The sequence below is a fragment of the Pseudoxanthomonas suwonensis genome, from assembly GCF_000972865.1.
Classification (GTDB): domain Bacteria; phylum Pseudomonadota; class Gammaproteobacteria; order Xanthomonadales; family Xanthomonadaceae; genus Pseudoxanthomonas; species Pseudoxanthomonas suwonensis_B.
In genome coordinates, this window is the sequence record NZ_CP011144.1 from 2108393 (window position 1) to 2131554 (window position 23162).

The following is a 23162-nucleotide window of genomic DNA, read 5'->3' on the forward strand; positions in this document are numbered from 1 at the left end:
GCACGCTCCAACCGTCTCCCTGGTGAAATTAGCGTTGTGGAACCACCCGATCCCATCCCGAACTCGGAAGTGAAACGCAACAGCGCCGATGGTAGTGTGGGCTTCCCATGCGAGAGTAGGTCATCGCCAGGGTCTTTACCCGGAACCCCCAGCCTTGTGGCTGGGGGTTCTTTCATTTGCGCGTCTGTTTCGAGAAGTGGCCGCTACTGGCCGTCGGTCCATCCGTTGTTTCCCGCCGATGCGCGGACTTCCCCCGCTTCTTGCATCCTTCGATGCACCGGCCCTATCCGATCGGCGCGAAATCGCCAACAATCGGCCGGTCATCCGCACATCGGGGGAATACGGAATGAAGCATGTGGTGGGAACGCTGGCCGCCTGCCTGGCGCTGGCCTGCGCGGTGCCGCTGTCGGCGGCCGAGGTGAGCGAGCGCGCCGCGCGCCTGCACCAGCGGTTGCTGGTCCTGGACACGCACCTGGACACGCCGGCCAACTTCGCGCGCCCGGGCTGGAGCATCCTCGATGACCACACCGCGCAGCGCGACTTCGCCCAGGTCGACCTGCCGCGCATGCGCAAGGGCGGTCTCGATGGCGGGTTCTGGGTGGTCTACACCGGCCAGGGAGATCGCACGCCGGAGGCCAATCGCCGCGCCCGCGACCACGGCCTGGTGCGGCTGGCGCAGATCCGGGAAATGGTCGCCGCGCATCCGGACCAGTTCGAGCTGGCCCTCCGCGCCGACGATGCGCGCCGCATCGCCGACGCGGGCAAGCGCGTTGTCTACATCAGCATGGAAAACGCCACGCCGCTGGCGTCCGATCCCAGCCTGCTCAGCGCCTACCACGCGCTGGGCCTGCGCATGCTCGGCATCACCCACATGCGCAACAACGAGTTCGGCGATTCCTCCAACGCCCCGCCCGAGTGGAACGGGCTGAGCCCGGCCGGCAAGGCCCTGGTCGCCGAGGCCAACCGCCTGGGCATCGTGCTCGACGCCTCGCACGCCAGCGACCAGGTGTTCGACCAGTTGCTGGAGTTGTCGCGCGCGCCGTTCGTGCTGTCGCACAGCGGCGCCGACGCGCTCTACGACAATCCCCGCAACATCGATGACGCACGCCTGCGCCGGCTGGCGGAGAACGGTGGGGTGATCCACGTCAACGCATACGGCGGCTATCTGGTACCGCTGGAGCAGAGCGAGGAACGCAAGCGCGAGCTCGCGGAGCTCGATGCGCGCTACGGCAACGACGGTTCGCTCACCGCCGCCCAGATCACGCAGAAGCTGCGCGAGCGCGACGCGATCGATGCGCGCCATCCCGTATCGAATGCGACCTTCGACGACTACATGAACCACGTGCTGCATCTGGTCCGGCTGCTCGGCCCGGAGCACGTGGGCATCGGCGCCGACTGGGACGGCGGCGGCGGCGTGGCCGGCCTGGAGGACGTGGGCGCGCTGCCCAGGATCACCCAGGCGCTGCTCGATGCCGGCTACAGCGAGGAAGACATCGCCAACATCTGGAGCGGCAACGTGCTGCGGGTGCTGGGCGAGGCCGAGCGGGTGGCGAAGGAGACGGCCGGCGCCGGCTGAATCTCCCGGCCGCTGTCGGCGTTGTCGTGGGAGCTGGCTTCAGCCGGCGACACGACGACATCGGCACAGGCGACTCCCTCGTGGTTCCGACGCCCCGGTCGCCGGCTGAAGCCAGCTCCTACAACAGCAACAGCGCCGCCATTTTGTGTAGGAGCCGGGTTCAGCCGGCGACACGACGCGCCGGGGCAGGCGACGCCGGCAGTGGTTCCGACGCCGGTGCCGCCGGCTGACCCGGCTTCCACAGAAACAAAGCAAAGGGCCGGTCGCTGCGAGGCGACCGGCCCTTCCGTTTCAGTACTGCTGGCGGCCGGCCCGGGCCGGCGCCAGGTTCATTCCTGCGGGCTGGTGGTCTGCTTGCCGGCCATCATCCGGTCGCGGGCGGCCTTGAAGGCGTTGCCCTCGTACCAGTTCGGCCAGGCGTCGGCCGCCGACAGGTCCTTGCCCACGTCGTACAGGGCCTGCAGGTCCTCGACGATGCCGTCGTAGCGCCAGCCGTCATGGATCTCGTCGCTGGGCTGGTGGTAGCGCTTGGCGTACTCGGCGCCGGCGGCCTTGCCGGCCTCGGTGCCGCCTTCCAGCAGGTCGCTGCCGCCCTTGGCGTACAGCGCCGGGACGCCGGCCTTGGCGAAGTTGAAGTGGTCGCTGCGGAAGTAGTAGCCGGCGGCGGTGTTGCCTTCCTGGACCAGTACGCGGCCCTGCCGGTCGGCATGCGCCTTCAGCAGGTCCTCGAGCTCGGAGCTGCCCTTGCCGGTGACCACGAAGTCGCGCGAACGGCCGGCCACGCTCATCGCGTCGAGGTTGACCACGCCGGCGATCTTGTCCAGCGGGAAGGTCGGGTGGGCCACGTAGTACTTGGAACCGAGCAGGCCCGACTCCTCCAGCGTCACCGCCAGGAACACCACCGAGCGATCGGGCTTGGCGTCCTGTGCGGCGAAGGCCTCGGCGATCTCGAGGATGCCGGCCACGCCGGTGGCGTTGTCGACTGCGCCGTTGTAGATCGTGTCGCCCTCGCCCTCGTGCTTGCCCAGGTGGTCCCAGTGGGCCAGGTACAGCACCGCCTCGTCGGCGCGGCTGCTGCCAGGCAGCACGCCGACCACGTTGCGCGAGGTCTTGGCGACGGTGGTGCTGGCCAGGTCGACCGACAGCGTCGCGTTCAGCGGCACCGGCTTGAAGCCGGGCTGGTTGGCCTTGCGGTAGGCCTCGTCGAGCTCCAGGCCGGCGCCGGCGAACAGCTGGCGGGCGGCGTCGGCGGTCAGCCAGCCCTGCACAGGCAGGCGCGGCTCGGGGTCGTCGCTGGCCGGCAGGTCGTACTGGGCGCCGGACCAGGAGTTCTTGACCACGTCCCAGCCATAGCTGGCGCCGGCGTTGTCGTGGACGATCAACGCGGCGGCGGCGCCCTTGCGCGCGGCCTCCTCGAACTTGTAGGTCCAGCGGCCGTAGTAGGTCATCTTGTTGCCGTCGAACAGCTTCTCGTCCTTGGCGTGGAAGCCCGGATCGTTGACGAACATCACCACGGTCTTGCCGGTCCAGTCCTGGCCGGCGTAGTCGTTCCAGCCGCGCTCGGGCGCGTCGACGCCGTAGCCGACGAACACCACCGGGCTGTCCTTGACGCTGACCAGCGGCTGGCCGGTGCGGGTGCCGACCACCATGTCGGTGCCGAAAGCCAGCTCGACCGGCTTGCCGTCGATGGTCAGGGTCAGCTTGGTCGACGGGTCGGCGGTGGTCTCCACCATCGGCACGTCCTGGAAGTAGCTGTCACCGTTGCCTGGCTGCAGGCCGATGCGCTGCATCTGCGCGCGGATGTACTCGACGGTGCGCTCCTCGCCCAGCGAGCCGGGGGCGCGGCCCTCGAATTCGTCCGAGGCCAGGGTCTTCACCAGCTCGGTGAAGTCGCCCGCGTCGATCGCGGGGCTGAAGACGTGGGTACTGGCGGCTATGGCGGTGGCCGGCGTTTCCGGCGCGGCGGCCGGTGCGGGCGTGTCGGCCTGCTTGCAGCCGGCCAGCGCCAGGGCGCCGGCGGCGAGGCCGATCAGGGCTTTGCGGGACATCGTGACTCCGGATGGGACGGCGGAATCCCGATTCTAGCCGGCCGTGCCGGGTCAGTCCTGCGGCGCGGTCTCGCTTTCGAAGATCACCGCCTCGGCGCCGGTCACCGGGCCGGTGCGGGCGCTGCGGTGCACGTACAGGGTGACCTCGCGGCGGAACTCCAGCGGACCGTCGACCACCGCGTCGGGGCCGATCACCACCCGCGGCTTGCGCTTGGGCGTACCCTGGAACCAGCCGCGGTTGCGCTCGACGGTGATCCCGCCGCGCACGTGCGAGCCGATGCCCACGGTGATGTCGCCGTTGACCGTCTCCAGGTTCCTGCCGACCTGGGTCCGGACCAGGCCGATGGCGCCGTTGACCGTTTCCACGTTGCCGCCGACGGTGCTGCCCTGGTCGGTGAACACGCTGCCGTTGACCGTCTCGATGTCGCCGGCGACCTGCACGTTGCGGCCGAGCCGGATCGAGCCGTTGACGGTCTCCAGGCTGTCGACGCGGGCGCCGTCACCGGCGGTGATGCTGCCGTTGACCGTGCTGGCGTCGCCGGCCTGCACGCCGTCGGCGATGCGCACCGCGCCGTTGACCGTCTCCAGGTCGCCGTAGCTGCGGCCGGCGGTGGTCTCGATGCTGCCGTTGACCTTGCTGATGCTCTCCTGGGCCAGGGCCGGGAGCGAGCAGGCCATGGCCACGGCGAAGGCCAGGGGCGCGAGGGAACGGATCGCGGGAATGCGGGTCATGTCGGGTACCTGCTGACTGGAACCGGGACAGCATACGACCACGCTTGGCTACAATCCGCCACTGTCTGAAGTCATTGGGATGTCCGGGCGTGCGCCTTCGCCGCGAGCACATGCTGTCCTGGCTGCCGAGCCCCGTGGCGAGCGCGTGGGCCGGTGGCCGGCTGGGCGCGGGGCTGGCGCTGGCGCTGCTGCTGGGCCTTGCCGTTCATCCGGCCCAGGCCCAGACCCAGCGCGCCACCGAACAGGAGTTGCGCAAGGCCCGCACCGAACTGCAGCAGATCGCCCGCGAGCGCCGGCGGCTCGAGGGCCAGCGCGGTGATGCCGCGCAGAAGCTGCGCAGCGCCGACGAACAACTGGGGCGCTCGGTGCGCGCGCTGGCCGAGACCGAGGAAGGGCTGCGCCGCGAGCGCGAGGCGCTGGCCGCGCTGCAGCAGCAGCGCCAGGTGATGCAGCGCGACCTGGCGCAGCGGCGCGAGCGGCTGGCCGGCCTGCTGCGCAGCGCCTACACCGCCGGCCCGCAGGCGCCGCTGAAACTGCTGCTGGCCCAGGACCGCATCGCCGACGCCCAGCGCGCGCTGGGCTACTACCGCTACGCCCAGCGCGAGCAGCTGCGCCAGGTCGCCGAGATCACCCAGGGACTGGAGGCGCTGGCCGCCAACGAGGCCGAAATCGCGGCCCGCACCGCGCAGCTGGAAACCCTGCAGGCCGAGCAGCAGCAGCAACTGGCCGCGCTCAAGCGCGACCGCGGCGCGCGCGCGGCCGTGGTGGCCGAGCTGGACCAGCGCTACCAGGACCGGCAGCAGCGCGAACAGGCGCTGGGCCAGGACGTGAAGTCACTCGAGCGGCTGCTGGCCAACCTGCGCGCCGCCGCCGCCCGCGCCGAGGCCGAGCGCCGTGCCGCAGCCGCGCGCGCGAAGCAGGAGCAGGCCGCCGGGCGTGCGGCCACGCCGGGCAAGGTGCCGCCGCGGGTGGCATCGGCCACGCCGCCGCCCCGGGTCGGTGGACTGGGCTGGCCGGCCAGCGGCGAGCTGCTGGCGCGCTACGGCGGCCGCCTGCCCGACGGGCGGACCAGCAGCGGCGTGCTGATCGGCGCCGCCGCCGGCAGCCCGGTCACCGCGGTGGCCGACGGCACGATCGTGTTCTCCGAATGGATGACCGGCTACGGCCTGATCCTGATCATCGACCACGGCAACGGCTACATGAGCCTGTATGCGCACAACGACGCCCTGCTGCGCGATGCCGGCGACCGGGTGCGGCGCGGCGACGCGATCGCCCGGGTCGGCAGCTCCGGCGGACACGGCCGCCCGGCGCTGTACTTCGAGCTGCGCCGCAACGGCCAGCCGGTCGATCCGGCGACCTGGCTGCAGCGCCGCTGAACGCACGCGCCTGCCGCCGGGTTCAAGCGGCGTTCGGCCGGGCTTGCCGCATAATCGATCCAACGCGCATGTGGCGCGTCCCGGAGTCCCGCATGCGTCGTTCCGCCCTGCTCCTGCTGCTCCTGCTGCCGGCCGTGCACGGGGCTGCGCAGCAGCCGGACCCGGCCACGACACCGCTCGCGGCGCAGGAAGAGGCGCAGGAAGAGGCGCCGGTCCCGGCCAGCGACGACCCGGACGCGACCGACGGGGCCGCCACGGCCGCCTCCCGGGTGCCGCTGGCCGAGATCCGCCGCTACGTCGCCGTCTACAACGCGATCAAGGATGCCTACGTCGACCCGGTCGACGACCGCGAGCTGATGCAGTCGGCGATCGAGGGCCTGCTGCTGGACCTGGATCCGCACAGCGCCTATCTCGACAAGGACGAGAGCGAGTCCTTCGACGAACAGACCAGCGGCGCCTACGACGGCATCGGCGTGGAGCTGCTGCAGCAGCACGACCGCAGCCTGAAGGTGATCGCGCCGATCGACGACACCCCCGCCGCGCGCGCCGGCATCCTCGCCGGCGACACGATCGTCGCCATCGACGGCAAGCCGATCGCCCAGGTCGAGGGCATGGAGCCGCTGCGCGGCGCGCCGGGCAGCCAGGTCACCGTCACCATCGTCCGCGACGGACGCGACAAGCCCTTCGACGTGACCCTGGTGCGCGAGACCATCAAGGTCACCAGCGTGCGCAGCCGCATGCTCGAGCCGGGCTACGGCTACGTGCGCATCAGCACCTTCCAGGCCGACACCGGCGCCGATTTCCAGACCCATGTCGACCGCCTGCAGGCGCAGGCCGGCGGCCGCCTGCGCGGCCTGGTGCTGGACCTGCGCAGCAACCCGGGCGGGCTGCTGACTGCGGCGGTCCAGGTCGCCGACGACCTGCTCGACGGCGGCGGGATCGTCAGCACCCGCGGCCGCATCCCGATCAGCGACACCCGCTTCGACGCCACCCCGGGCGACCGCATGAAGGGCGCGCCGGTGGTGGTGCTGGTCGACGCCGGTTCGGCCAGCGCCGCCGAGGTGCTGGCCGGCGCGCTGCGCGACAACGACCGCGCCCGCGTGGTCGGCAGCCGCACCTTCGGCAAGGGCTCGGTGCAGACCGTGCTGCCGCTGGACAACGGCGATTCGGTCAAGCTGACCACCGCGCGCTACTACACGCCCAGCGGCCGCTCGATCCAGGCCAGCGGCATCGTGCCGGACACCGAACTGGCGCCGGACCCGGCACTGATAGGCACGGCCGATGTGCCGGCCAGCCTGACCGGCCTGAGCGAGGCCATCCTGCCGGGCCACCTGCGCGGCGACGACGAAGGCGCCGAAGGCTACAAGGCGGGGTCGCCGCTGCCGGGCGACCAGCCGATCGCCGCCGCGCTGGCGGAACTGAAGAAACTGGTCGCCAGGGCGCCTGCCGCCACCCAGGTACGCTGACCCACGCCCGCCGCTGCGACGGCGGCGGGGAGCTGGCCGTGGCGTGCGCGGTTCAGCGCGGCGGCTTGGCCGGCAGCGGGAACGGGGTCACCACCTTCTCGCCGGTGGCCGCGTCGCGGATCGCCGACTGGCCCTTCCGCTCCACTTCCTCGACCCGCACGATGCTCTGCATCGGCAGGTGCAGCATGCGGGTGTTGCCGAACTCGTCGCGCAGGCGCTCCTCGGTCGGGTCGACCACCAGGCCCTCGTGCAGGTCGAACACCAGTTCGCCGACCTCGGTGAAGCCCCACAGCGAACTGCCGCCCACGTGCCGGGCATAGAGCTCGTACACCTTGCCGTGGTTGAGGAAGGTCACCTTGTACAGCGGCTTGGCCATGGAGCGGCGGATCCGTGGTGGGAGGACGGAAAGATGGGGCGGGCAAGGCGCGAACCCAAGAGGCTGCCCGTTCAGTAGCCGCGCTGCCGGCGCAGCCGGCGGGCGATTCCGGCGCGGACCACCAGCGCGAACACCACCCCGAACAGGAACCCGGCCACGTGCGCAGCCCAGGCCACCGCGCCGAAGGCCGGGCCGATGTAGGCGAACACCACCTGCAGCGCCGCCCAGATCCCGATCAGCAGGAACGCCGGCGCGCGCACGAACTCCAGGAACAGCCCCAGCGGCAGGACCACGCCCAGCCGTGCGCCGGGGAACAGCGCCAAGTAGGCGCCGATCACCGCCGACACCGCGCCGCTGGCGCCGATCACCACCCGGTCCGGGCTGTCGATCGCCAGCACCGCGGCCAGGTTGGCCACCGCGCCGCCCAGCAGGAACAGCAGCAGGAATCGCCACGGCCCCATGGTCCGCTCCGCCGGCAGGCCGAAGATCAGCAGGAACACCAGGTTGCCCAGCAGGTGCGCCCAGTCGGCGTGCAGGAACAGCGCAGTGAACAGGCGCAGCACGCTGCCGTCGCGCAGCGCCGCCAGCCAGGCGTCGCCGCCGCCCAGCCCGTGCCCCAGCGCACCCCAGGCCAGCCACAGGCTGTGCCGGGCCTCGTCCGGCCGGCCCAGCGACCACAGGAAGGCCAGCCAGAGCGCCGCGAACAGCAGCGGCGTGGCCCAGCGCAGCGAGGCCTTCTGGCGCGAGGGCAGGGACACGAACATGGCCGCCACTATCGCCCAAGCCGGGTCGGGGCGTCAGTCGCCGGCGCATCACGGCGCACGCACCGGCAGCGGGAGATCATGACTTTCGTCGTTATTGTCCGGTTAAAAGCAGCAGGTATACTGCAATACGGCGTCGTATGTCGGGAGGGGACTCCGACGGATGCGGGCACTCGCGGGAGGAGCGGGCGGCTTGCGGGCGCTGGTGCATTCCCAACCCCCGTCATCCAGAGAGAACAGAAGCATGCATTCCGCCCACTCCCTCACCCGCGTCACCGTGCTGGCCCTTGGCATCGCCGGCGCACTGGCCTGCGGCCAGGTCCACGCCGCGGCGTTCCAGCTCAAGGAAAACAGCGTCCGCGCGCAGGGCCGCGCGATGGCTGGCGCCGCCTCGGCCAAGGGCGACGCCTCGGTCGTGGTCAACAACCCGGCGATGATGTCGACCTTCGAGCGCACCACCGTGCAGGGCGATGTCACCGCGATCGACCTGTCGTTCGAATTCGAAGGCAGCGGCTACGCCGCGGCCGGTACCCCGCTGCAGCAGCCGCTGACCGGCGGCAACGGTGGCGAGGCCGGCGGTGTGGCCGCGGTCCCGGCGATGTCCTTCATCCTGCCGCTGGAAGGCGGCTTCGAGTACCTGACCCTGGGCGCCATGGTCAGCGCGCCGTTCGGCCTGAAGACCGAGTACGAGGACGGCTGGAAGGGCCGCTACCACGCGCTGAACTCGGACGTGAAGATCATCGACCTGACCCTGGCCGCCTCGCTCGAGCTGAGCGACACCTTCTCGGTCGGCCTGGGCGCGGTGATCGAGCACTCTGACGTCACCCTCTCCAACGCGATCGACTTCGGCTCGGCCCTGTGCGCCAACCCGGCCACCCAGGCGCTGTGCTTCATGCCCAACCCGATCACCGGTCCGTACGGCCCGCAGCGGAACGACGGCGCGGTCGAGGTGAACGGCACCGACACCAGCCTGGGCTTCATCGCCGGCCTGAGCTGGCGTCCGACCGACGCGGTCTCGATCGGCTACGCCTACCGCTCCGAGGTCGACCACCGGCTCACCGGCACCGCCGACTTCACCGTGCCGACCAACGTGCAGCCGATCCTGGCCCCGACCGGCCAGTACGTGGACACCGGTGCGCTGGCCCGGCTGACCACCCCGGCCGTGCACACCCTGAGCGCCACCTGGCAGGCCACCGATCGCTTCGCGCTGATGGCCGAGACCTCGCACACCGGCTGGAGCTCGCTGCGCGAGATCCGCATCCAGTTCGACAACCCGGCCCAGGCCGACTCGGCCGAGGACTACAGCTGGGGCGACAGCTGGTTCTACAGCGTCGGTGGCGAGTACGCGCTCAGCGACAGCTTCATCCTGCGCGCCGGCGTGGCCCGCGACGATTCCCCGGTCAGCTATCCGCACCGCACCCCGCGCATGCCCGACCAGGACCGCAACTGGTACGCGGTCGGCCTGACCTGGGCGGCCAGCGAGAACTTCTCGCTCGACGCCAGCTACGCGCGCATCCAGCTGGTGGACACGCCGGAGATCGACATCCTGTCCTCGAGCCGTTCGCGCCTGACCGGTTCCTACGACGGTGGCGCCAACCTGTTCGGCATCTCGGCGCAGTACCGGTTCTGAGCCGCGGTTGCAGGTAGCGATATCAGGAGGCCCCGCAGTGCGGGGCCTTCTTTTTTTGCTTCGCTGTTCCGCGGGGATGGGCCTGCACCGTGACGGCAACGACTTCGGCAACCGCAACCGCAACAGCAAGCAACGACAAGAGCGTTTGGTATGGCCGGCTTCGGGCTGAGCCGCGGCAGGCCGGGTGTGTTGCGGTCGTCTCGGCGGCACATCCCTGTGCCGACTCGCCGACGCGGCCATCCATGGCCGCTGCCGCAACACACCCGGCCCGCCACGTCTTCGGGAGCTTTCAGTTCGTGGCTCCGTTCGCAGCCGGACGTTGATGGTCCTGCGGTCTCCTCTTGCAGGAGCCAGTCTTGCCGTCGACGGCCGAGAGATCACACCTGGGCCGGCGACGCATCGTCCCTGCCGTCCTCCCGGCGAAGCGCTTCGTAACAGCCGCATGGCTGCTTAAGCCAGGACGACGGTCGTTGCTTACACAAGGGCCGCGAGTCAGAGGACGAGACGTCCGGCAGGGGGTAAGAATCGATCAGTACGGCAGTCCGGCCACATCCAGTTCGATCGACCACACCGAGCCGGCGCCGGTCAGGTACAGCGTGCGCCGGTCGGACCCGCCGAAGGCGGCGTTGGTGAGGTTGGCATCCACGCCGATCGTGGCCAGCTCCTGCCCTTGCGGCGAGATCACCCGCACGCGCCGCCGGTTGTGCTCGGTCAGGTAGATGTTGCCCAGGCAGTCCACCGCCAGCCCGTCGGGCACGGCGGCGGCGACCAGGTCGCGGCCGGCCTGTGCCTGGCCGTCGACCAGCGGATACGCGCGCAGCACGCCCTGTTCGCCGCCGCCGGCCACGTACAGGGTGCCGCCGTCGGGCGACAGGGCGATGCCGTTGGGATTGGCGATGCTGTCGTCGACCACCGTCACTTCGCCGTCGGTACCGACGCGGTAGACGCGGGTCTTGTCCTGGCCGCCGGGCCCGGCCGCGCGCTGGAAGTCCGGGTCGGTGAACCAGATCGTGCCGTCCGCGCCGATCACCAGGTCGTTGGGCGAATTGAACGGCTGGCCCTGGAACTCGCCGACGATGCGCATGCGCGAGCCATCCACCAGGTCGAAGCGCGAGAGCTCCTTGCGGTCGTGGGTGGCGGCGACCAGCGCGCCATCCTCGCCCAGCGCCAGGCCGTTGCTGCCGCTGGGATCGATCGCGGTCTCCAGCCTGCCGTCGGCGGTCAGTCGGCGGATCCGCGAGGGAAAGCCGTCGGCGAAGGTGAAGTCGGAGAAATAGAGGGCGTCGCCGTTCCAGACCGGGCCTTCGTACAGGCCCTTGGATCCGTCGCCGTCGGCGGCGGCGATGCGGGTGGCGACGAGCTCGCCGCTCGGCGCCGTGCCGGGCTCGGCGGGACAGTAGCCGCGGGCGTCCACAGGGGCGACTGCAGCCGTGGGCTCCGCCGCCGGTGGCGCCGGTGCGGGGACCTCCGCTTCCTGGCGCTGGCAGGCGCACAGCAGGAGCGCGGCGAGCGCGGCGGGCAGTGCGGTGCGGGACGGCAGCAGCATGGGGGAGTCTCCCGTTGGCGGACGGGCCCCATCCTAGCGCGTCGGCCGCGCGGCGCCCGTGGATGCGGGCCGGCTCAGCCGCCCAGCAGCGCGCGCAGCATGCCCTTCAGCTGGCGGCCTTCGCGGTGGAAGTAGTCGCGTTCCTCGCGCCAGGCCGGGAAGCGCGCCTCGACCTCGCGCCAGAACGCCGGCGAGTGGTTGGCCTGCAGCAGGTGGCACAGCTCGTGGACCAGCACGTATTCGAACGCCGACGGCCGAGCCAGCACCAGCGCCAGGTCCAGCGCCAGGCTGCCGTCGGGCGCCAGCGAACCCCATTGCGAGGACATGACCTTCAAACGCAGCTGGCGCGGCGCGCGTGGCAGGCCGGGCAGGTAGGCCGGCAGCCAGCGGCCGACGTCGGCGCGCGCCTCGGCTTCGTAGAAGGCGCGCAGCGCGCGCCGCAGCGCCGCGTCGGAGGCGCGCGCGGGCAGTTGCACGTCGATCCCGGCGTCGTCGCGGGCGATGCGGATGTAGCGCCCTTCGCGCCAGTGCAGCGGCACCGGCCCGCCGCGCAGCGGCAACGTCGCGGTCTGGCCCGGCACCAGCGCAGGCATCGCCTCGTCGGGCAGGTGGCGGGCCAGCTGCGCGGCCAGCCAGCCGCGGTGCTCGTCGAGGAAGCGCTGGCCGGACACCAGGCTCGCCCGCGGCGGCAGGGTCAGGCGCGCGCCGCGCTCGTCCACGCTGAGCTTGAGCCGGCGCGCGCGCGGGTCGCGCACCCGCTGCACGGCGATGCGGCGGCCGTCGTCCAGTTCCAGTTCCAGCGTGTCGCGCTGCACGCGCGGTGGCGTGCGGGCGATCAGGCGGTGGAGCAGCGAGGACATGCAGCGATTCTAGGCCGAATCGAGGCCTGGCTCGCGCACTGCGTGCGCGGCGCTCAGGCCTCGGCCTTGCTCAGCTTCAGCGTCGACTCCAGCACCAGGAACAGGCGCCGCACCTCGCCGGCCAGCAGGGCGAAACGCGCGTCGAGTTCGGCGCGCAGGTCGTCGCGCTCGGTGCTCTCCAGCTGGTCGACCGCGCCCTCGAGGAACTTGAGCTTGCGCACCACCAGGTCCTCGCCGAGGACGAAGGACACGTGGTCGTCCAGGGTCAGCGCCAGCCGGGTCACCTGCTTGCCGGCCTCCAGGTGCTTGGCGATCTCGTCGCTGAGCAGTTCCTGGTGCTGGGCCTTGACCACCGCGCCGCCGTCCATCGCGTCCTTCAGCTCGCATTCCTCGCCCAGCGACAGGCCGTCGGGCAGCGGTTCGCCGGCGATCCAGCCGGTGAGGATGCTGCGCGGCGCCACCTCCGCGTTCGGCGGGATCGCCGGGAAGCTGCCCAGCGCGCGGCGGATCTCCGAGGCCACCGCCTCGCCGCTCTTGCGCGAGGAGGTGTCCACGGCGAGGAAGCCGTGCTCCAGGTCGAGCAGCGCGTCGGTGCGCGAGCTCTTGACGAAGGCGCGCGGCAACAGTTCGTGCAGCAGGTCGTCCTTCAGCCGCTTGCGCGCACGGCCGCCGAGCTTGCGGCCTTCCTTGTCCTCGAGCTCGGCCACCTTCTGCGCCAGCAGGTCGTTGACCACCGAGCCGGGCAGGATCTTGTTCTCGCTGCCCACCGACAGCCAGATCGCGTCGCCGATGCGGTGCGACAGCGCGTCCTCGCCACGGCCGAACGGGGAGATGAAGCCGCTGGAGGACAGCTCCAGCGGGCCGACCGGCTTGAGCGCGGCCTCGGGGAGCAGTGCGTCGAGCTGGGAGAAATCGTGGGTGGTGGGGAAGCGGAAGAAAGTCAGGTTGCGGAAGAACATGCAGGTACTCGGATTCGTCGTTGGATTGTTCGCCCGTCGTTCCCGCGCAGGCGGGAACCCAGTGCCTTCCGGACAGGTCGTCGCAACCTGCAGAAAAGTCGCTGGGTTCCCGCCTGCGCGGGAACGACGGGAGTCAGGGGTCGTCGGCGTCGCCGGCCACGTGCGGCTCGCCCGCCAGCCACGCGTGCGCGTCGGCGCGCGCGGCGCCCTCGCGGTGGCCCAGGCCAAGGAAGTCGAACAGCTTCGGGTCCGACAGCTGCGAGGGCCGGATGTCGCCCAGCGCGCGGGCGATGGTCTCGACCCGGCCCGGCGAATCGCGTTCCCACTGCTGCAGCATCAGCCCGACCTGCTTGCGCTGCAGGTTCTCCTGGCTGCCGCACAGGTTGCAGGGGATGATCGGGAAGCCGCGCGCGGTGGCGTACTCGGCGATGTCGCTTTCGCGCACGTAGGCCAGCGGCCGGATCACCACGTGGCGGCCGTCGTCGGACAGCAGCTTGGGCGGCATGCCCGAGAGCTTGGCGTGGTGGAACAGGTTGAGGAAGAAGGTGGCGACCAGGTCGTCGCGGTGGTGGCCCAGCGCGATCTTGGTGAAGCCGTGCGCGGCCGCGTACGAATACAGCGCACCGCGGCGCAGTCGCGAGCACAGGGAACACATGGTCTTGCCTTCCGGCACCACCCGGGCGACTACCGAGTAGGTGTCCTGCTCGATGACGTGGAACGGCACGCCGAGCGCGCGCAGGTAGTCCGGCAGCACATGTTCCGGGAAGCCGGGCTGCTTCTGGTCCAGGTTCACCGCCACCAGCTCGAACGGCACCGGCGCCTTGCGCTGCAGCTGCAGCAGGATGTCCAGCATCGTGTAGCTGTCCTTGCCGCCGGACAGGCACACCATCACCTTGTCGCCGGCTTCGATCATGCCGAAGTCGGCGATCGCCTGGCCGACCTGGCGGCGCAGGCGCTTGGCCAGCTTGGCCTGCTCGCGCTGGACGGTGCGTGGATCGGCGTGGCGGGAGGCGGTGCGGCGCGAGGCCGGTTCGGGCAGGGGCAGGACGGCGGACATGCCGGCATTGTAACTGCCCGCGCCGGCCGGGCCCGCGCGGCGCTGGAGTATGCTGGCCGGGTGGAGATACAGGACCAGACCGAGATCGCGCGCCAGCTGGCCTGGCTGCGCCGCGAGCACCGCGAACTCGACGCGGAGATCGAGCGCTGCGCCGCGAACAACGAGGACGAGCTGCTGGTCAAGCGGATGAAGAAACGCAAGCTCTGGCTGAAGGACTGCATCACCCGCCTGGAAAGCGCGCTGATCCCCGACGAGCCGGCCTGAGGGCCGCGTCCCGGCCGCGCGCCCGGCATGTTCCACAGCATCGGCCATTCGACCCGCCCGATCGCGGAGTTCGTCGGCATGCTCCAGGCCGCGGACGTGCGCGTGCTGGCCGACGTGCGCGCGGTTCCACAGTCGCGCTTCAACCCGCAGTACGGCCGCGGCGCGCTGGCGGCCGCGTTGGCCACCGCCGGCATCGACTACCGGCACCTGCCCGCGCTAGGCGGGCGCCGCAGTCCGCAGCCGGGAGTGCCGGCATGGACCAACGCGCACTGGCGCGGCACCGCGTTCCAGCACTACGCCGACTACGCGCTGGGCGAGCGGTTCGCCGCCGTGCTGGAGCAGTTGCGCGCGCTGGGCCGCGCCGGCGGGTGCGCGCTGATGTGCGCCGAAGCCGACTGGCGCCAGTGCCACCGCCGCATCGTGGTCGACCACCTGCTGCATGCGGGCGAACCGGTGCGCCACCTGCTGGCGCCGGGCCGCGGCGAGCCGGCGCGGCTGGATCCGGCCGCCCGGGTGGATGCGCGCGGCCGGCTGACCTACCCGGCCGACGCCGGTCCCGGGACCATGCGCGACCTGTTCGCGACGGACTAGCAGGCGGGCCCGGGCCCTTGCCATGGCCGGGCATGGAGGACGACCGCGACCGGCAAGTCCCGGATGGGGCTGCCGGCGGGCGGGCCGACCGGGGAATCATGCCGTCGCGGCAAGGAAGCACGCATAGGGGAACGTGGAACCGGGGAAGCGGAAAACCCAGCCGGTCCGGGTCGTCCGCCGGCGATTGCCGCAGCTGCGGCAATCGCCGGCAGTGGCGGGGAGGCCAGCGACCCGGCCGGCTGCGGCCCGGTATCCGCCCGAGCGCGGCCGGGCGGCGTGGTCCTACGGATCCAGCGCGTGCAGCGCCGACAGCAGGCGCACCAGCGCCGGCTGGCTGCGCTCGCCGGTCTTGTCGAAGATCACCTTGAGCCGCGTCCGCGCGGTGGACGGGGCGATGCGGCAGGCGCGCGCGGCGCGCGCCAGGTCGGCCTGGCGGAACAACGCCAGTGCCAGGCGGGTCTCGGCCTCGGTCAGGCCGAACAGCTGGCGCAGCGAGCGCTCCATGCCACCGGGCTCGCCGGTCGGGCCCGGCGGCTGGGCGAAGACCAGCAGCGCGGCCTCGCCCGCGGCCAGTTCGCCGGCGGCCAGCGGCGGCAGCGGATGCGCGGTCAGGGCCAGGCTGCCGCCGTCGGCATCCTTCAGCACCAGCCTCTCCACGTCGCGCGTGCACAGCCCGGTCCCCACCTGCACGGTGCGGGCCAGCAGCAGCTGCAGGGCGGGGTCGTGCCGGCCCAGCGCGGTCAGGCGGCCATGCGCCCGGCGCAGCACGCCCTGCGCGAGCAGGCGCTCGCCGCTGGCGTTGGCATGCAGCATGCGCAGGTCCGCGGCCAGGGCGAACATGGCCACCGGCGTGCGGTCCAGCGCGGTCTCCAGCGTCGCGACCCGCGCCTGCAGCATGTCCATCCGCCGCATGATCGCGTAGGCGTTGACCCAGTGCGGCGCCACCTGGCGGAACAGGTCGAGCTCGGCCTCGTTGAACAGCCGGTTCGGATCGTCGCGGCAGATCGACAGCGTCACCGAATTGCTGCCGTCGTAGTGGCCCACCGCCGCCACCTGCTGCTCGACGCCGAACTGCCGGTAGTAGGCGTTGAAGGCGTCGGTGCGGCGCATCCTGGCGTTGGGCAGCAGGTCCTCGGTATTGAACACGCGGCCGGTGGCGAAGCGCGGCATGGCGCGGCTGACCCACGGGTCCTCGTTGAGGTTGAGCGGCTGCAGGCCAGCGGCCACCTGCGCCGGGTCGGCGCCGGTGACCCGGTTGACGCTGGCGCGCCCGCAATGCACGTCGTGGCCCAGGATCGCGGTCAGGTGGCTGCCGGTCGCCCGGGCCAGGCGCAGGCCGAATTCGTCCAGCCGGTCCGGCTCCAGGATCGACCCGTACAGCGGCTCCAGCAGTTCATCCAGTACCCCGGCCTCGCCCATGCTTCCCCCTTTGCGGAACCGGGAACGTCTCCGGCCGCGTGACCGCCGACATTAGATAGCGGCACGCGGTCGCGCAAGCTGAGCGCCTGCAGGCGTCGCGATCGCAAGCATGAACGGGCCCGCGGCGGCGCTCCGGGAGCGGATCAGTCGCTGGTGGCCGCCTCCGCCGCGTCCGGGCGCGCCGCCTCCGGGCTCACCCGCTCGATCGTGTGCCGCAGCTCGCGGCCCAGGATCAGCTTGGCGTCCTTGGCCCACGCGGCCAGGCGCTCGTCGAACAGCAGCTTGCTGTTCTGGTCGGGCCAGACCAGCTTCAGCTCGCGCAGCTTCTGGATGAAGCTGCGGAACAGGCTCTTGTCGAAGAACTCCGGCGCCGCCGGCGCGTAGAGCAGACTCAGCCGCTGCGCGGCCAGCTGGCACAGGCTTTCCAGTTCGGCCGCGCCGAGCGTGCCGGGGCCGTTCTTCACCAGCACCGAGATGGCGATGTAGTAGCGCTCGAACGCCTGCTGCAGGGTGTGGCCGATCGCGCGCAGGCGGAACACCTCGTCGCTCTGGCCCTGGTTGCGCTGCAGGATGCCGCCCTCGTCGTCATTGACCAGGTGCAGCAGGCCCTCGCGCACGAACACGTCGACGATCCGGTCCACCCGCGCGGCGAACTCGTCCTCGCTCCAGGGCAGGAACAGCTCGGCCTGCAGGAACGGATACACGGTGCGGCCCAGCCGCACCAGGGTGCGCCGGCTCATGCGCCGGTTGTGCTGGAAGCAGCAGGCGATCCACGACGAGGCGGTGAACAGGTGCACCACGTTGTTGCGGAAGTACGACAGCAGCACCGCGTTGTCGTCGTCCACCGTCAGCACGTCGCCCAGCGGGTGCGGCACGCGCTCGAGCACGCCGATCTCCTCGCCGTGGGCGACGATCTCCGCGGGGGTGTGCGGGGTGACGGTGTAGCGGTCCGAGTACGGCAGTTCGGCCAGCAGGGTCTTGGACAGGGCGATCTGCGCCAGCAGGTCGGCCTCGCCCATCGCGTGCTTGGGGGTGGACAGGATCGCCAGCGCCAGCAGGTTGATCGGGTTGACGTCGGCGGCGCCGTTGACGTTGACCTGGATGCGCTGGGCCAGGGTCTCGACCGTGTCGGCCAGCCAGGCCGGCTTCTCGTCCTCGCCCAGCGGCCGGCCGTCCCAGTCGGGGGCGTGTTCGGCCAGCACCTGGCGCAGTTCGATCGGCTCGCCGAAGTTCACCACCACCTGGCCGTAGTTGGAGCGCAGCACCTTGGGGATGCCCCACAGCAGCGACCAGATCGATTCCTTTTCCTTGGGCTTGCCGGAGAGCTCGTCCAGGTAGCTGTTGCCCTCCATCAGCTTCTCGTAGCCGATGTAGATCGGCTGGAACAGCACCGGGCGAGTGGGCTGGCGCAGGTACGCACGCACGGTCATGGCGACCATGCCGCCCTTGGGCTGCAGCAGCCGGCCGGTGCGCGAGCGCCCGCCCTCGATGAAGTACTCCAGCGAGTAGCCGCCGGAGACCAGCTGCGCCACGTACTCGGTGAACACCGCCGAGTACAGCGGGTTGCCGCGGAAGCTGCGGCGCATGAAGAACGCCCCGCCCTTGCGCAGGATCGTGCCCACCACCGGCAGGTTGAGGTTGATGCCCGCGGCGATGTGCGGCGGCACGATGCCGCGTTCGTACAGCAGGTACGACAGCAGCAGGTAGTCCATGTGGCTGCGGTGGCAGGGCACGTAGACCACTTCGTGGCCGGGCGCGACCTCCTTGAGCCTGTCCAGGTGGTGGACCAGCACGCCGCGGTAGATCTTGTTCCACACCGGGGTGAGGATGAAGCTGGCCGAGCGCACCACCGGGTGCGAGTAGTCGGCGGCGATCTCCCAGGCGTAGGCGTGGGCCTTCTTCCAGGCGTCGACCGGCTTGCTGTTGTCGCGCCGGGCCTGGTCGGCGATGGCCTCGCGCACGGTGTCGGCGGCCAGCACCTTGTCCGCCAGCAGGCGCCGGGTCGACAGGTCCGGGCCGATGACCGCGGCGCGGATCCGGCGGAAGTGCGCGCGCAGCACGCGCTGCAGCTTGCGCACGGTGCGTTCGGGCGGCAGGCCTTCCTCGATGGTCTCGCGCAGCGACACCGGCTCGGCGAAACGGACCAGGGTGTCGCGGCCGTTGAGCAGGATCGCCAGCAGCCGGCGGAAACGGCCGACCAGGGCCCAGTTCTCCGAGAACAGCACCGAGAACCAGCCGCTCTGCCGGTCGGGCGCGCGGCCGACGAAGATCGACACCGGCACGAGCCGCACGTCGAGCGCCGGGTCGGCGCGGTGTGCCTGCAGCAGCTTGGCCAGCGAGTCGGAATGGGTGCGCTTGGCCGGGCGCTGGTCGGGGATCAGCGGGCTGGCGTTGCGCCGCGACAGGGCCACGTAGGCGCGCTTGCGCCCGGTCGGGTCGCGCGGCAGCGGCATCAGCGGCGAGGGCAGCCCGGCCTGGCGGCAGGCCTTGTCCAGGATCAGTGCGTTGGACAGGCCGTAGTCCTCGAGCACGTAGCAGACCGGGCGCGGGTCGGCGCCGATGTCCAGGTCGGCCGGTTCGAGCTTGAGGTCCAGCCACGGGTCGGCCAGCCAGCCCAGGAAGCGGGCCCACAGCGGGCGCCGCGGCGCGGATCCCGCCGTGCGGGTGGCGGCCGCCACCGGGACGATGGCCTCGGCGGACAGCGCGGGCGCGTCCCCCGAGGCCGTGTTTTCCGGGTTGGAGGCGGTGGCGGACGCCGGGGCGCTGGCGCCCGGTGCCGGCTTCTGGCCGGGCGGCGGGTCCGGGAACGGCAGGGGATTCTGTTCGGGCATGGGCGGATTATCGCGCAGCCGCCGGTCCGGCCGGAGGCTCGGTCGCGGGCGGGGCTGGCAGGCCGGGCAGGAGCCCGTCCGCCGGCGGCTCGGCCAGCAGCGCCGCGGCGTGCTCGAGGTAGTCGGTGAGGTACCAGTGGCCGTCACGCCGGGTCAGGCTGACCGTGGTGTCGATCTCGCTGCCGGCCAGCGGGTAGTGGATGCGCACGGTGGCCCGGTCGCCGTCTTCCTCGACCAGGCCGGTGCGCAGGTCGGCCAGGCTGCGGTCCAGGTCCAGGCCGTAACCGGCCAGCACCGCCTTGACCACGGCGGCGAACGGGCCGAGCCGGCGCAGGCTGTCCTCCATGCCGGCGCCATCCAGGCCCGGATCGCCGTCCAGGCCGGTGTCACGGGCGGCGGCGGCCAGGCGGTCGATGGCCGCGGCGGCGAGCTTGCGGTCGCCCAGCGGCGCGGTGGCCGACCAGCTGCCGAGCGCGGTGATGATCTGGGCGTAGTGGGCGCGCTCCTCGTCGCTGTAGTCGCCCTGGTGGCGCACGTACTGGGTGCCGAACAGGGCCAGCGACCGCGCCGCCTCGCGCAGCGCCGCGTCCTGGCCGGCCATCTGCCGCTCGAACGAGCGGCGCAGCGTGGCTTCGGAGCCTGGCGCGGACAGGGTGGCCAGCAGCGGCCCGAGCTGCTCGTCGAGCGGCAGTTCGGTCAGCGGCCAGCGGGTGCGGTCCTGTTCCCAGGCCTCGGCCAGCCGCGCGTGTTCCTCGGCGGGCAGGGCGTCGCGGGCGAAGGCGACCAGGTCGTTGCGCTGCAGGTGCCCGGCCAGCTGCCGCACCGCGCCGGCCGGTTCGCTGGCCGCGCCGGGCAGTTCCGCCGGCGCCGATTCGCGGCGGCAGCCTGCCAGGACCAGGACGAGCACCAGCATCGCCGCGATGCGCGAAGGTGAAAGCCACTGGGCGACAGGGGACAGCAGGGTCCAGGGGCGCGGTTGTGGCATGGGCGGCATCCGGAGGGTCGGCCCGAGTGTGGCGGCTGGCCGGTGGCGCCGGCAAGGCGTCCGCGCAGAAAAAAGGGAGGCGCTCGGCCTCCCTCAATCCGGCCGCAGCCGGAGGACATCGTGTTGTGGCACGGTTCCGGCCAGCGACCGGACGCGGCCATCCTACCCGCGGCTTGGACCTTAGGCAACACATGAAATCATGTGCTGCAAGACATTGATTTTAATTGGATAGCGATTCTGCGATTTCGCGCTGGATGGCCACCGCTGCCGCCCGCGGATCGTCCGCCTGGCGGATCGGACGGCCGACCACGATGGCGTCGGCCCCGTCGCGGAAGGCCTGGGCCACGCCCACGCTGCGCTTCTGGTCGTCGCCGGCCGGGCCGCCGGGGCGGATGCCGGGGCAGACGATGGAGAAGCCGGGCCCGGTCGCGCGCCGGATCGGGCCGGCCTCCAGCCCCGAGGCGATCACCCCGTCGATCCCGGCGGCCTGCGCGGCCAGGGCGCGTTCCACGACGATCGCCTCCGGTTCGCCGGGAATGCCCATCGAACGCAGGTCATTGCCGTCCATCGAGGTCAGCACGGTGACCGCCAGCAGGCGCATGTCGGATCCGGTATTGGCCTCGGCCGCGGCCTGCATCATCGCCGGGTGCCAGCCGTGGATGGTGCAGTAGCTGACCGGCCAGCGGCCCAGGCCGCGGACCACGCCGGCCACCGTGGCCGGGATGTCGAAGAACTTCAGGTCCACGAACACGCGCTTGTCGCGTGCGGCCAGGTCGTCGAGCACCGGGAAGTAGTCGCCCGAGGCCAGCAGCTCCATGCCGATCTTGTAGAAGCGGACGCTGTCGCCGAGGCGGTCGATCCATTCCAGCGCCTGCGCCCGGCCGGGCACGTCCAGGGCGAAGATCAGGCGCTCGTCCGCGGCCAGCGCCAGCGGCGGGCGGGCGCCGCTCATGGCGCCACGTCCAGGGCGTCGCGCTTGGCCGCGCGCCGGGCCTCGCGCGGCTGCCGCCAGTCGTTGTCGAACACGGCCGGTTCCCAGCTGCCGTAGGTCGGGTTGGGCAGCATCCACCAGCGCTGGCCGAACCAGGCGTCGTAGCGGTCCAGCAGTGCCTGGCGGCCGGCCGGGGTGTTGGCGTCGATGCGGACGAAGTCGCCGAGCTGGTCGCCGAACTGCATCAGCACCCGGTACTGGCGGCCGGCCAGCTGGCGGCGGCAGTCCTTTTCCGAGCCTTCCTGCTCGCAGCCGTCCACCACCGTGCCCAGGCCGAGGAACACGTCGTCGCCGGCCACCGGCAGGCCTTCGGCGCGCAGGTTGTCCAGGGTCGCGTCCTTCAGGTGCACGGCGCGGTTGGAGATGTAGAGCAGGGTGATGCCGCGGGCGTCGGCGGCGCGGGCGAACTCGACCATGCCGGGCAGCGCCTTGGCGCGGCGTTCCTCGACCCAGGCATCCCAGGTCGGGTCGCTGAACTCGGCGCCGTCGCGGACCAGGCGCGCCTGGTAGGGCGAGTTGTCCAGCACGGTCTCGTCGATGTCCAGGATCACCGCCGGCTTCAGGCCGCGGGCGGGGTTGGCCCGCTCCTCCGGCACCAGCGCGTCCCAGTCGGCCTGCCTGAGCGCGGCATCGAGCTGGGCGATGGCGGCACGGTAGGTCTGCGCCGCCGCGGCGCGGTACTCGGCCGAGCGCTGCACCCACAGCACCGCGTTGAGGTTGTCGTCGGCGGGCACCGCGGCCGCTTCGGCGGCGCCGGCGACCGGGACGGCGGCGGGCGCGTCGTGGCGCACCGGCTGGCACGCGGCCAGGAGGACGGCGGCCAGGGCGGCGCCGAGCAGGGGAAGACGCATGGAGCGCGGTCTCGGAAACCTCGGGGACCGGCAGTTTACCGGCTCGCCCCCGTCGGCCGCGGCATCACCCCGGGTCCGCGGCCGGGATCCGCAGCAGCAGGTCGGTCGCGCCCACGTCCACTCCGCACTGGCTGAACAGCGTGGTCGCCTGGCCGCGGTGGTGGGTCTGGTGGTTGAACAGGTGCAGCAGCAGGTGCGACAGGCGCTTGCGATGCGGCTCGCCGCGCATGTTGCCGTAGTGGAGCGTGCGGGACGGGTCGTCGGCGTCGAGCTGGGCGATCCAGTCGACGATGGTCGCGTCCAGCGCCTGCCTCCGCGCCCACCACTGCGCCAGGTCGGCGCAGGGCTGCGCGTCGAGCCGCTCGGGCATCGGCACGCCGGCCAGGGGCCGCAACGCGCTCCAGCGCCCGCTTTCGTCGTTGCCGGCGAAGCGCTTGAGCCAGATCGTGTCGGCCACGACCAGGTGGTTGAACGTGCCCAGGATCGAGCCGAAAAAGGCGCCGCGCGGCGCCGCCAGGTCCGCGGCCGGAAGCGCGGCGGCGGACCGGTGCAGGTTCCCGTTCATCCAGCGGTTGTAGTCGGCCAGCAGGGCGAAATGATCGAGCATGCGCACTGGATCAGAACACCACGACCAGGGCGATGGCCAGCACCGCATAGACCGCCATGGCCGCCCAGTAGTCGCGCGGCGACCGGTGGCGCTCGATGCGGCGCGCGCCCGGGCCGGATTTGACTACCACCTCGCCGCGCGCCAGCGCATAGGCCAGGTACAGCGCCAGCAACCCGCCGAGCAGGTCGAAGAGCACGCTCATGCCGGCGATCGACGGGGACGGGAACGGACCATGC

21 protein-coding genes and 1 rRNA gene are annotated in these 23162 nt (G+C 71.7%); 7 read left to right on the forward strand and 15 right to left on the reverse strand.

Annotation, left to right across the window (positions count from 1 at the left end; all coding sequences use genetic code 11):
- The first annotated feature begins 18 nt into the window (after window positions 1-18).
- Window positions 19-132 (forward strand): 5S ribosomal RNA (gene rrf / locus WQ53_RS08755).
- Window positions 133-346: 214 nt separating this feature from the next.
- Window positions 347-1576, forward strand: coding sequence for a dipeptidase (locus WQ53_RS08760; protein ID WP_052631815.1), 1230 nt, complete (start codon window positions 347-349; stop codon window positions 1574-1576).
- 329 nt (window positions 1577-1905) lie between these two features.
- On the opposite strand, the gene WQ53_RS08765 is transcribed toward WQ53_RS08760, so the two are convergent.
- On the reverse strand, window positions 1906-3624 hold the full coding sequence (locus WQ53_RS08765; protein ID WP_052631816.1) for a M28 family metallopeptidase: 1719 nt from the start codon (window positions 3622-3624) through the stop codon (window positions 1906-1908).
- A gap of 51 nt (window positions 3625-3675) precedes the next feature.
- Window positions 3676-4356, reverse strand: a complete 681-nt coding sequence (locus WQ53_RS08770; RefSeq protein WP_052631817.1) for a hypothetical protein — start codon at window positions 4354-4356, stop codon at window positions 3676-3678.
- A 110-nt stretch (window positions 4357-4466) separates the two neighbouring features.
- Here WQ53_RS08770 and WQ53_RS08775 point away from each other — a divergent pair, with 110 nt between their 5' ends.
- Both WQ53_RS08775 and WQ53_RS08780 read left to right on the forward strand, forming a co-directional pair.
- Window positions 4467-5732, forward strand: coding sequence for a murein hydrolase activator EnvC family protein (locus WQ53_RS08775; protein WP_052631818.1), 1266 nt, complete (start codon window positions 4467-4469; stop codon window positions 5730-5732).
- A gap of 92 nt (window positions 5733-5824) precedes the next feature.
- Window positions 5825-7198 carry a S41 family peptidase gene (locus WQ53_RS08780; protein WP_082112928.1) on the forward strand — a complete coding sequence of 458 codons (1374 nt, stop codon included), beginning with the start codon at window positions 5825-5827 and terminating at the stop codon, window positions 7196-7198.
- Between the two features lie 52 nt (window positions 7199-7250).
- On the opposite strand, the gene WQ53_RS08785 is transcribed toward WQ53_RS08780, so the two are convergent.
- Both WQ53_RS08785 and WQ53_RS08790 read right to left on the reverse strand, forming a co-directional pair.
- Entirely contained in the window at window positions 7251-7574 is a 324-nt protein-coding gene (locus WQ53_RS08785) for a DUF1820 family protein (protein WP_052631820.1), read from the reverse strand.
- Window positions 7575-7645: 71 nt separating this feature from the next.
- The gene (locus WQ53_RS08790) at window positions 7646-8338 is read right to left on the reverse strand and encodes a rhomboid family intramembrane serine protease (protein WP_052634005.1); all 693 of its coding nucleotides are present in this window, start codon (window positions 8336-8338) and stop codon (window positions 7646-7648) included.
- Window positions 8339-8579: 241 nt separating this feature from the next.
- Between WQ53_RS08790 and WQ53_RS08795 the strand changes: the two genes are divergently transcribed.
- Complete coding sequence (locus WQ53_RS08795; protein WP_052631821.1) at window positions 8580-9965, forward strand: OmpP1/FadL family transporter; 1386 nt, start codon at window positions 8580-8582, stop codon at window positions 9963-9965.
- Between the two features lie 529 nt (window positions 9966-10494).
- On the opposite strand, the gene WQ53_RS08800 is transcribed toward WQ53_RS08795, so the two are convergent.
- From WQ53_RS08800 to ttcA, 4 genes are all read right to left on the reverse strand, one after another.
- Entirely contained in the window at window positions 10495-11511 is a 1017-nt protein-coding gene (locus WQ53_RS08800) for an SMP-30/gluconolactonase/LRE family protein (protein ID WP_052631822.1), read from the reverse strand.
- Between the two features lie 74 nt (window positions 11512-11585).
- The gene (locus WQ53_RS08805; RefSeq protein WP_052631823.1) at window positions 11586-12371 is read right to left on the reverse strand and encodes a SprT family zinc-dependent metalloprotease; all 786 of its coding nucleotides are present in this window, start codon (window positions 12369-12371) and stop codon (window positions 11586-11588) included.
- 53 nt (window positions 12372-12424) lie between these two features.
- Window positions 12425-13330, reverse strand: a complete 906-nt coding sequence (locus WQ53_RS08810; protein ID WP_052631824.1) for a recombination-associated protein RdgC — start codon at window positions 13328-13330, stop codon at window positions 12425-12427.
- A gap of 133 nt (window positions 13331-13463) precedes the next feature.
- On the reverse strand, window positions 13464-14387 hold the full coding sequence (ttcA, locus tag WQ53_RS08815; protein ID WP_052631825.1) for a tRNA 2-thiocytidine(32) synthetase TtcA: 924 nt from the start codon (window positions 14385-14387) through the stop codon (window positions 13464-13466).
- Window positions 14388-14447: 60 nt separating this feature from the next.
- Here ttcA and WQ53_RS08820 point away from each other — a divergent pair, with 60 nt between their 5' ends.
- The gene (locus WQ53_RS08820; protein WP_052631826.1) at window positions 14448-14651 is read left to right on the forward strand and encodes a YdcH family protein; all 204 of its coding nucleotides are present in this window, start codon (window positions 14448-14450) and stop codon (window positions 14649-14651) included.
- A gap of 27 nt (window positions 14652-14678) precedes the next feature.
- Window positions 14679-15242 carry a DUF488 family protein gene (locus tag WQ53_RS08825; protein ID WP_052631827.1) on the forward strand — a complete coding sequence of 188 codons (564 nt, stop codon included), beginning with the start codon at window positions 14679-14681 and terminating at the stop codon, window positions 15240-15242.
- A 282-nt stretch (window positions 15243-15524) separates the two neighbouring features.
- On the opposite strand, the gene WQ53_RS08830 is transcribed toward WQ53_RS08825, so the two are convergent.
- The 7 genes from WQ53_RS08830 to WQ53_RS08860 form a co-directional block, all read right to left on the reverse strand.
- A complete protein-coding gene (locus tag WQ53_RS08830) occupies window positions 15525-16661 on the reverse strand; it encodes a hypothetical protein (protein ID WP_052631828.1) in 1137 nt (378 codons plus the stop codon).
- Window positions 16662-16804: 143 nt separating this feature from the next.
- Window positions 16805-19492: a glycerol-3-phosphate 1-O-acyltransferase PlsB gene (gene plsB / locus WQ53_RS08835; RefSeq protein WP_052631829.1), complete on the reverse strand. Its 2688-nt coding sequence runs from the start codon at window positions 19490-19492 to the stop codon at window positions 16805-16807.
- A 7-nt stretch (window positions 19493-19499) separates the two neighbouring features.
- Window positions 19500-20477 (reverse strand): hypothetical protein, encoded by a 978-nt coding sequence (locus WQ53_RS08840; RefSeq protein ID WP_052631830.1) that lies wholly within the window; start codon window positions 20475-20477, stop codon window positions 19500-19502.
- Window positions 20478-20697: 220 nt separating this feature from the next.
- Window positions 20698-21429: an orotidine-5'-phosphate decarboxylase gene (gene pyrF, locus WQ53_RS08845; protein ID WP_052631831.1), complete on the reverse strand. Its 732-nt coding sequence runs from the start codon at window positions 21427-21429 to the stop codon at window positions 20698-20700.
- Window positions 21426-22319: a 5'-nucleotidase, lipoprotein e(P4) family gene (locus tag WQ53_RS08850; RefSeq protein WP_052631832.1), complete on the reverse strand. Its 894-nt coding sequence runs from the start codon at window positions 22317-22319 to the stop codon at window positions 21426-21428. The genes pyrF and WQ53_RS08850 overlap by 4 nt, the downstream gene beginning before the upstream one ends.
- Window positions 22320-22383: 64 nt before the next feature.
- Complete coding sequence (locus WQ53_RS08855; protein ID WP_052631833.1) at window positions 22384-22926, reverse strand: DinB family protein; 543 nt, start codon at window positions 22924-22926, stop codon at window positions 22384-22386.
- 10 nt (window positions 22927-22936) lie between these two features.
- Complete coding sequence (locus tag WQ53_RS08860) at window positions 22937-23128, reverse strand: hypothetical protein (RefSeq protein ID WP_052631834.1); 192 nt, start codon at window positions 23126-23128, stop codon at window positions 22937-22939.
- Window positions 23129-23162: the final 34 nt, after the last annotated feature.

What these genes read in the sequence shown, in the direction of transcription:
- WQ53_RS08830 (WP_052631828.1), bottom strand. Translation starts at nt 16,661, where the DNA reads ATGGGCGAGGCCGGGGTACTGGATGAACTGCTGGAGCCGCTGTACGGG.
- pyrF (WP_052631831.1), bottom strand. Translation starts at nt 21,429, where the DNA reads ATGAGCGGCGCCCGCCCGCCGCTGGCGCTGGCCGCGGACGAGCGCCTG.
- WQ53_RS08840 (WP_052631830.1), bottom strand. Translation starts at nt 20,477, where the DNA reads ATGCCACAACCGCGCCCCTGGACCCTGCTGTCCCCTGTCGCCCAGTGG.
- WQ53_RS08800 (WP_052631822.1), bottom strand. Translation starts at nt 11,511, where the DNA reads ATGCTGCTGCCGTCCCGCACCGCACTGCCCGCCGCGCTCGCCGCGCTC.
- WQ53_RS08825 (WP_052631827.1), top strand. Translation starts at nt 14,679, where the DNA reads ATGTTCCACAGCATCGGCCATTCGACCCGCCCGATCGCGGAGTTCGTC.
- WQ53_RS08850 (WP_052631832.1), bottom strand. Translation starts at nt 22,319, where the DNA reads ATGCGTCTTCCCCTGCTCGGCGCCGCCCTGGCCGCCGTCCTCCTGGCC.
- WQ53_RS08760 (WP_052631815.1), top strand. Translation starts at nt 347, where the DNA reads ATGAAGCATGTGGTGGGAACGCTGGCCGCCTGCCTGGCGCTGGCCTGC.
- WQ53_RS08805 (WP_052631823.1), bottom strand. Translation starts at nt 12,371, where the DNA reads ATGTCCTCGCTGCTCCACCGCCTGATCGCCCGCACGCCACCGCGCGTG.
- WQ53_RS08775 (WP_052631818.1), top strand. Translation starts at nt 4,467, where the DNA reads ATGCTGTCCTGGCTGCCGAGCCCCGTGGCGAGCGCGTGGGCCGGTGGC.
- WQ53_RS08860 (WP_052631834.1), bottom strand. Translation starts at nt 23,128, where the DNA reads ATGAGCGTGCTCTTCGACCTGCTCGGCGGGTTGCTGGCGCTGTACCTG.
- WQ53_RS08765 (WP_052631816.1), bottom strand. Translation starts at nt 3,624, where the DNA reads ATGTCCCGCAAAGCCCTGATCGGCCTCGCCGCCGGCGCCCTGGCGCTG.
- WQ53_RS08810 (WP_052631824.1), bottom strand. Translation starts at nt 13,330, where the DNA reads ATGTTCTTCCGCAACCTGACTTTCTTCCGCTTCCCCACCACCCACGAT.
- WQ53_RS08785 (WP_052631820.1), bottom strand. Translation starts at nt 7,574, where the DNA reads ATGGCCAAGCCGCTGTACAAGGTGACCTTCCTCAACCACGGCAAGGTG.
- ttcA (WP_052631825.1), bottom strand. Translation starts at nt 14,387, where the DNA reads ATGTCCGCCGTCCTGCCCCTGCCCGAACCGGCCTCGCGCCGCACCGCC.
- WQ53_RS08790 (WP_052634005.1), bottom strand. Translation starts at nt 8,338, where the DNA reads ATGTTCGTGTCCCTGCCCTCGCGCCAGAAGGCCTCGCTGCGCTGGGCC.
- WQ53_RS08795 (WP_052631821.1), top strand. Translation starts at nt 8,580, where the DNA reads ATGCATTCCGCCCACTCCCTCACCCGCGTCACCGTGCTGGCCCTTGGC.
- plsB (WP_052631829.1), bottom strand. Translation starts at nt 19,492, where the DNA reads ATGCCCGAACAGAATCCCCTGCCGTTCCCGGACCCGCCGCCCGGCCAG.
- WQ53_RS08770 (WP_052631817.1), bottom strand. Translation starts at nt 4,356, where the DNA reads ATGACCCGCATTCCCGCGATCCGTTCCCTCGCGCCCCTGGCCTTCGCC.
- WQ53_RS08780 (WP_082112928.1), top strand. Translation starts at nt 5,825, where the DNA reads ATGCGTCGTTCCGCCCTGCTCCTGCTGCTCCTGCTGCCGGCCGTGCAC.
- WQ53_RS08855 (WP_052631833.1), bottom strand. Translation starts at nt 22,926, where the DNA reads ATGCTCGATCATTTCGCCCTGCTGGCCGACTACAACCGCTGGATGAAC.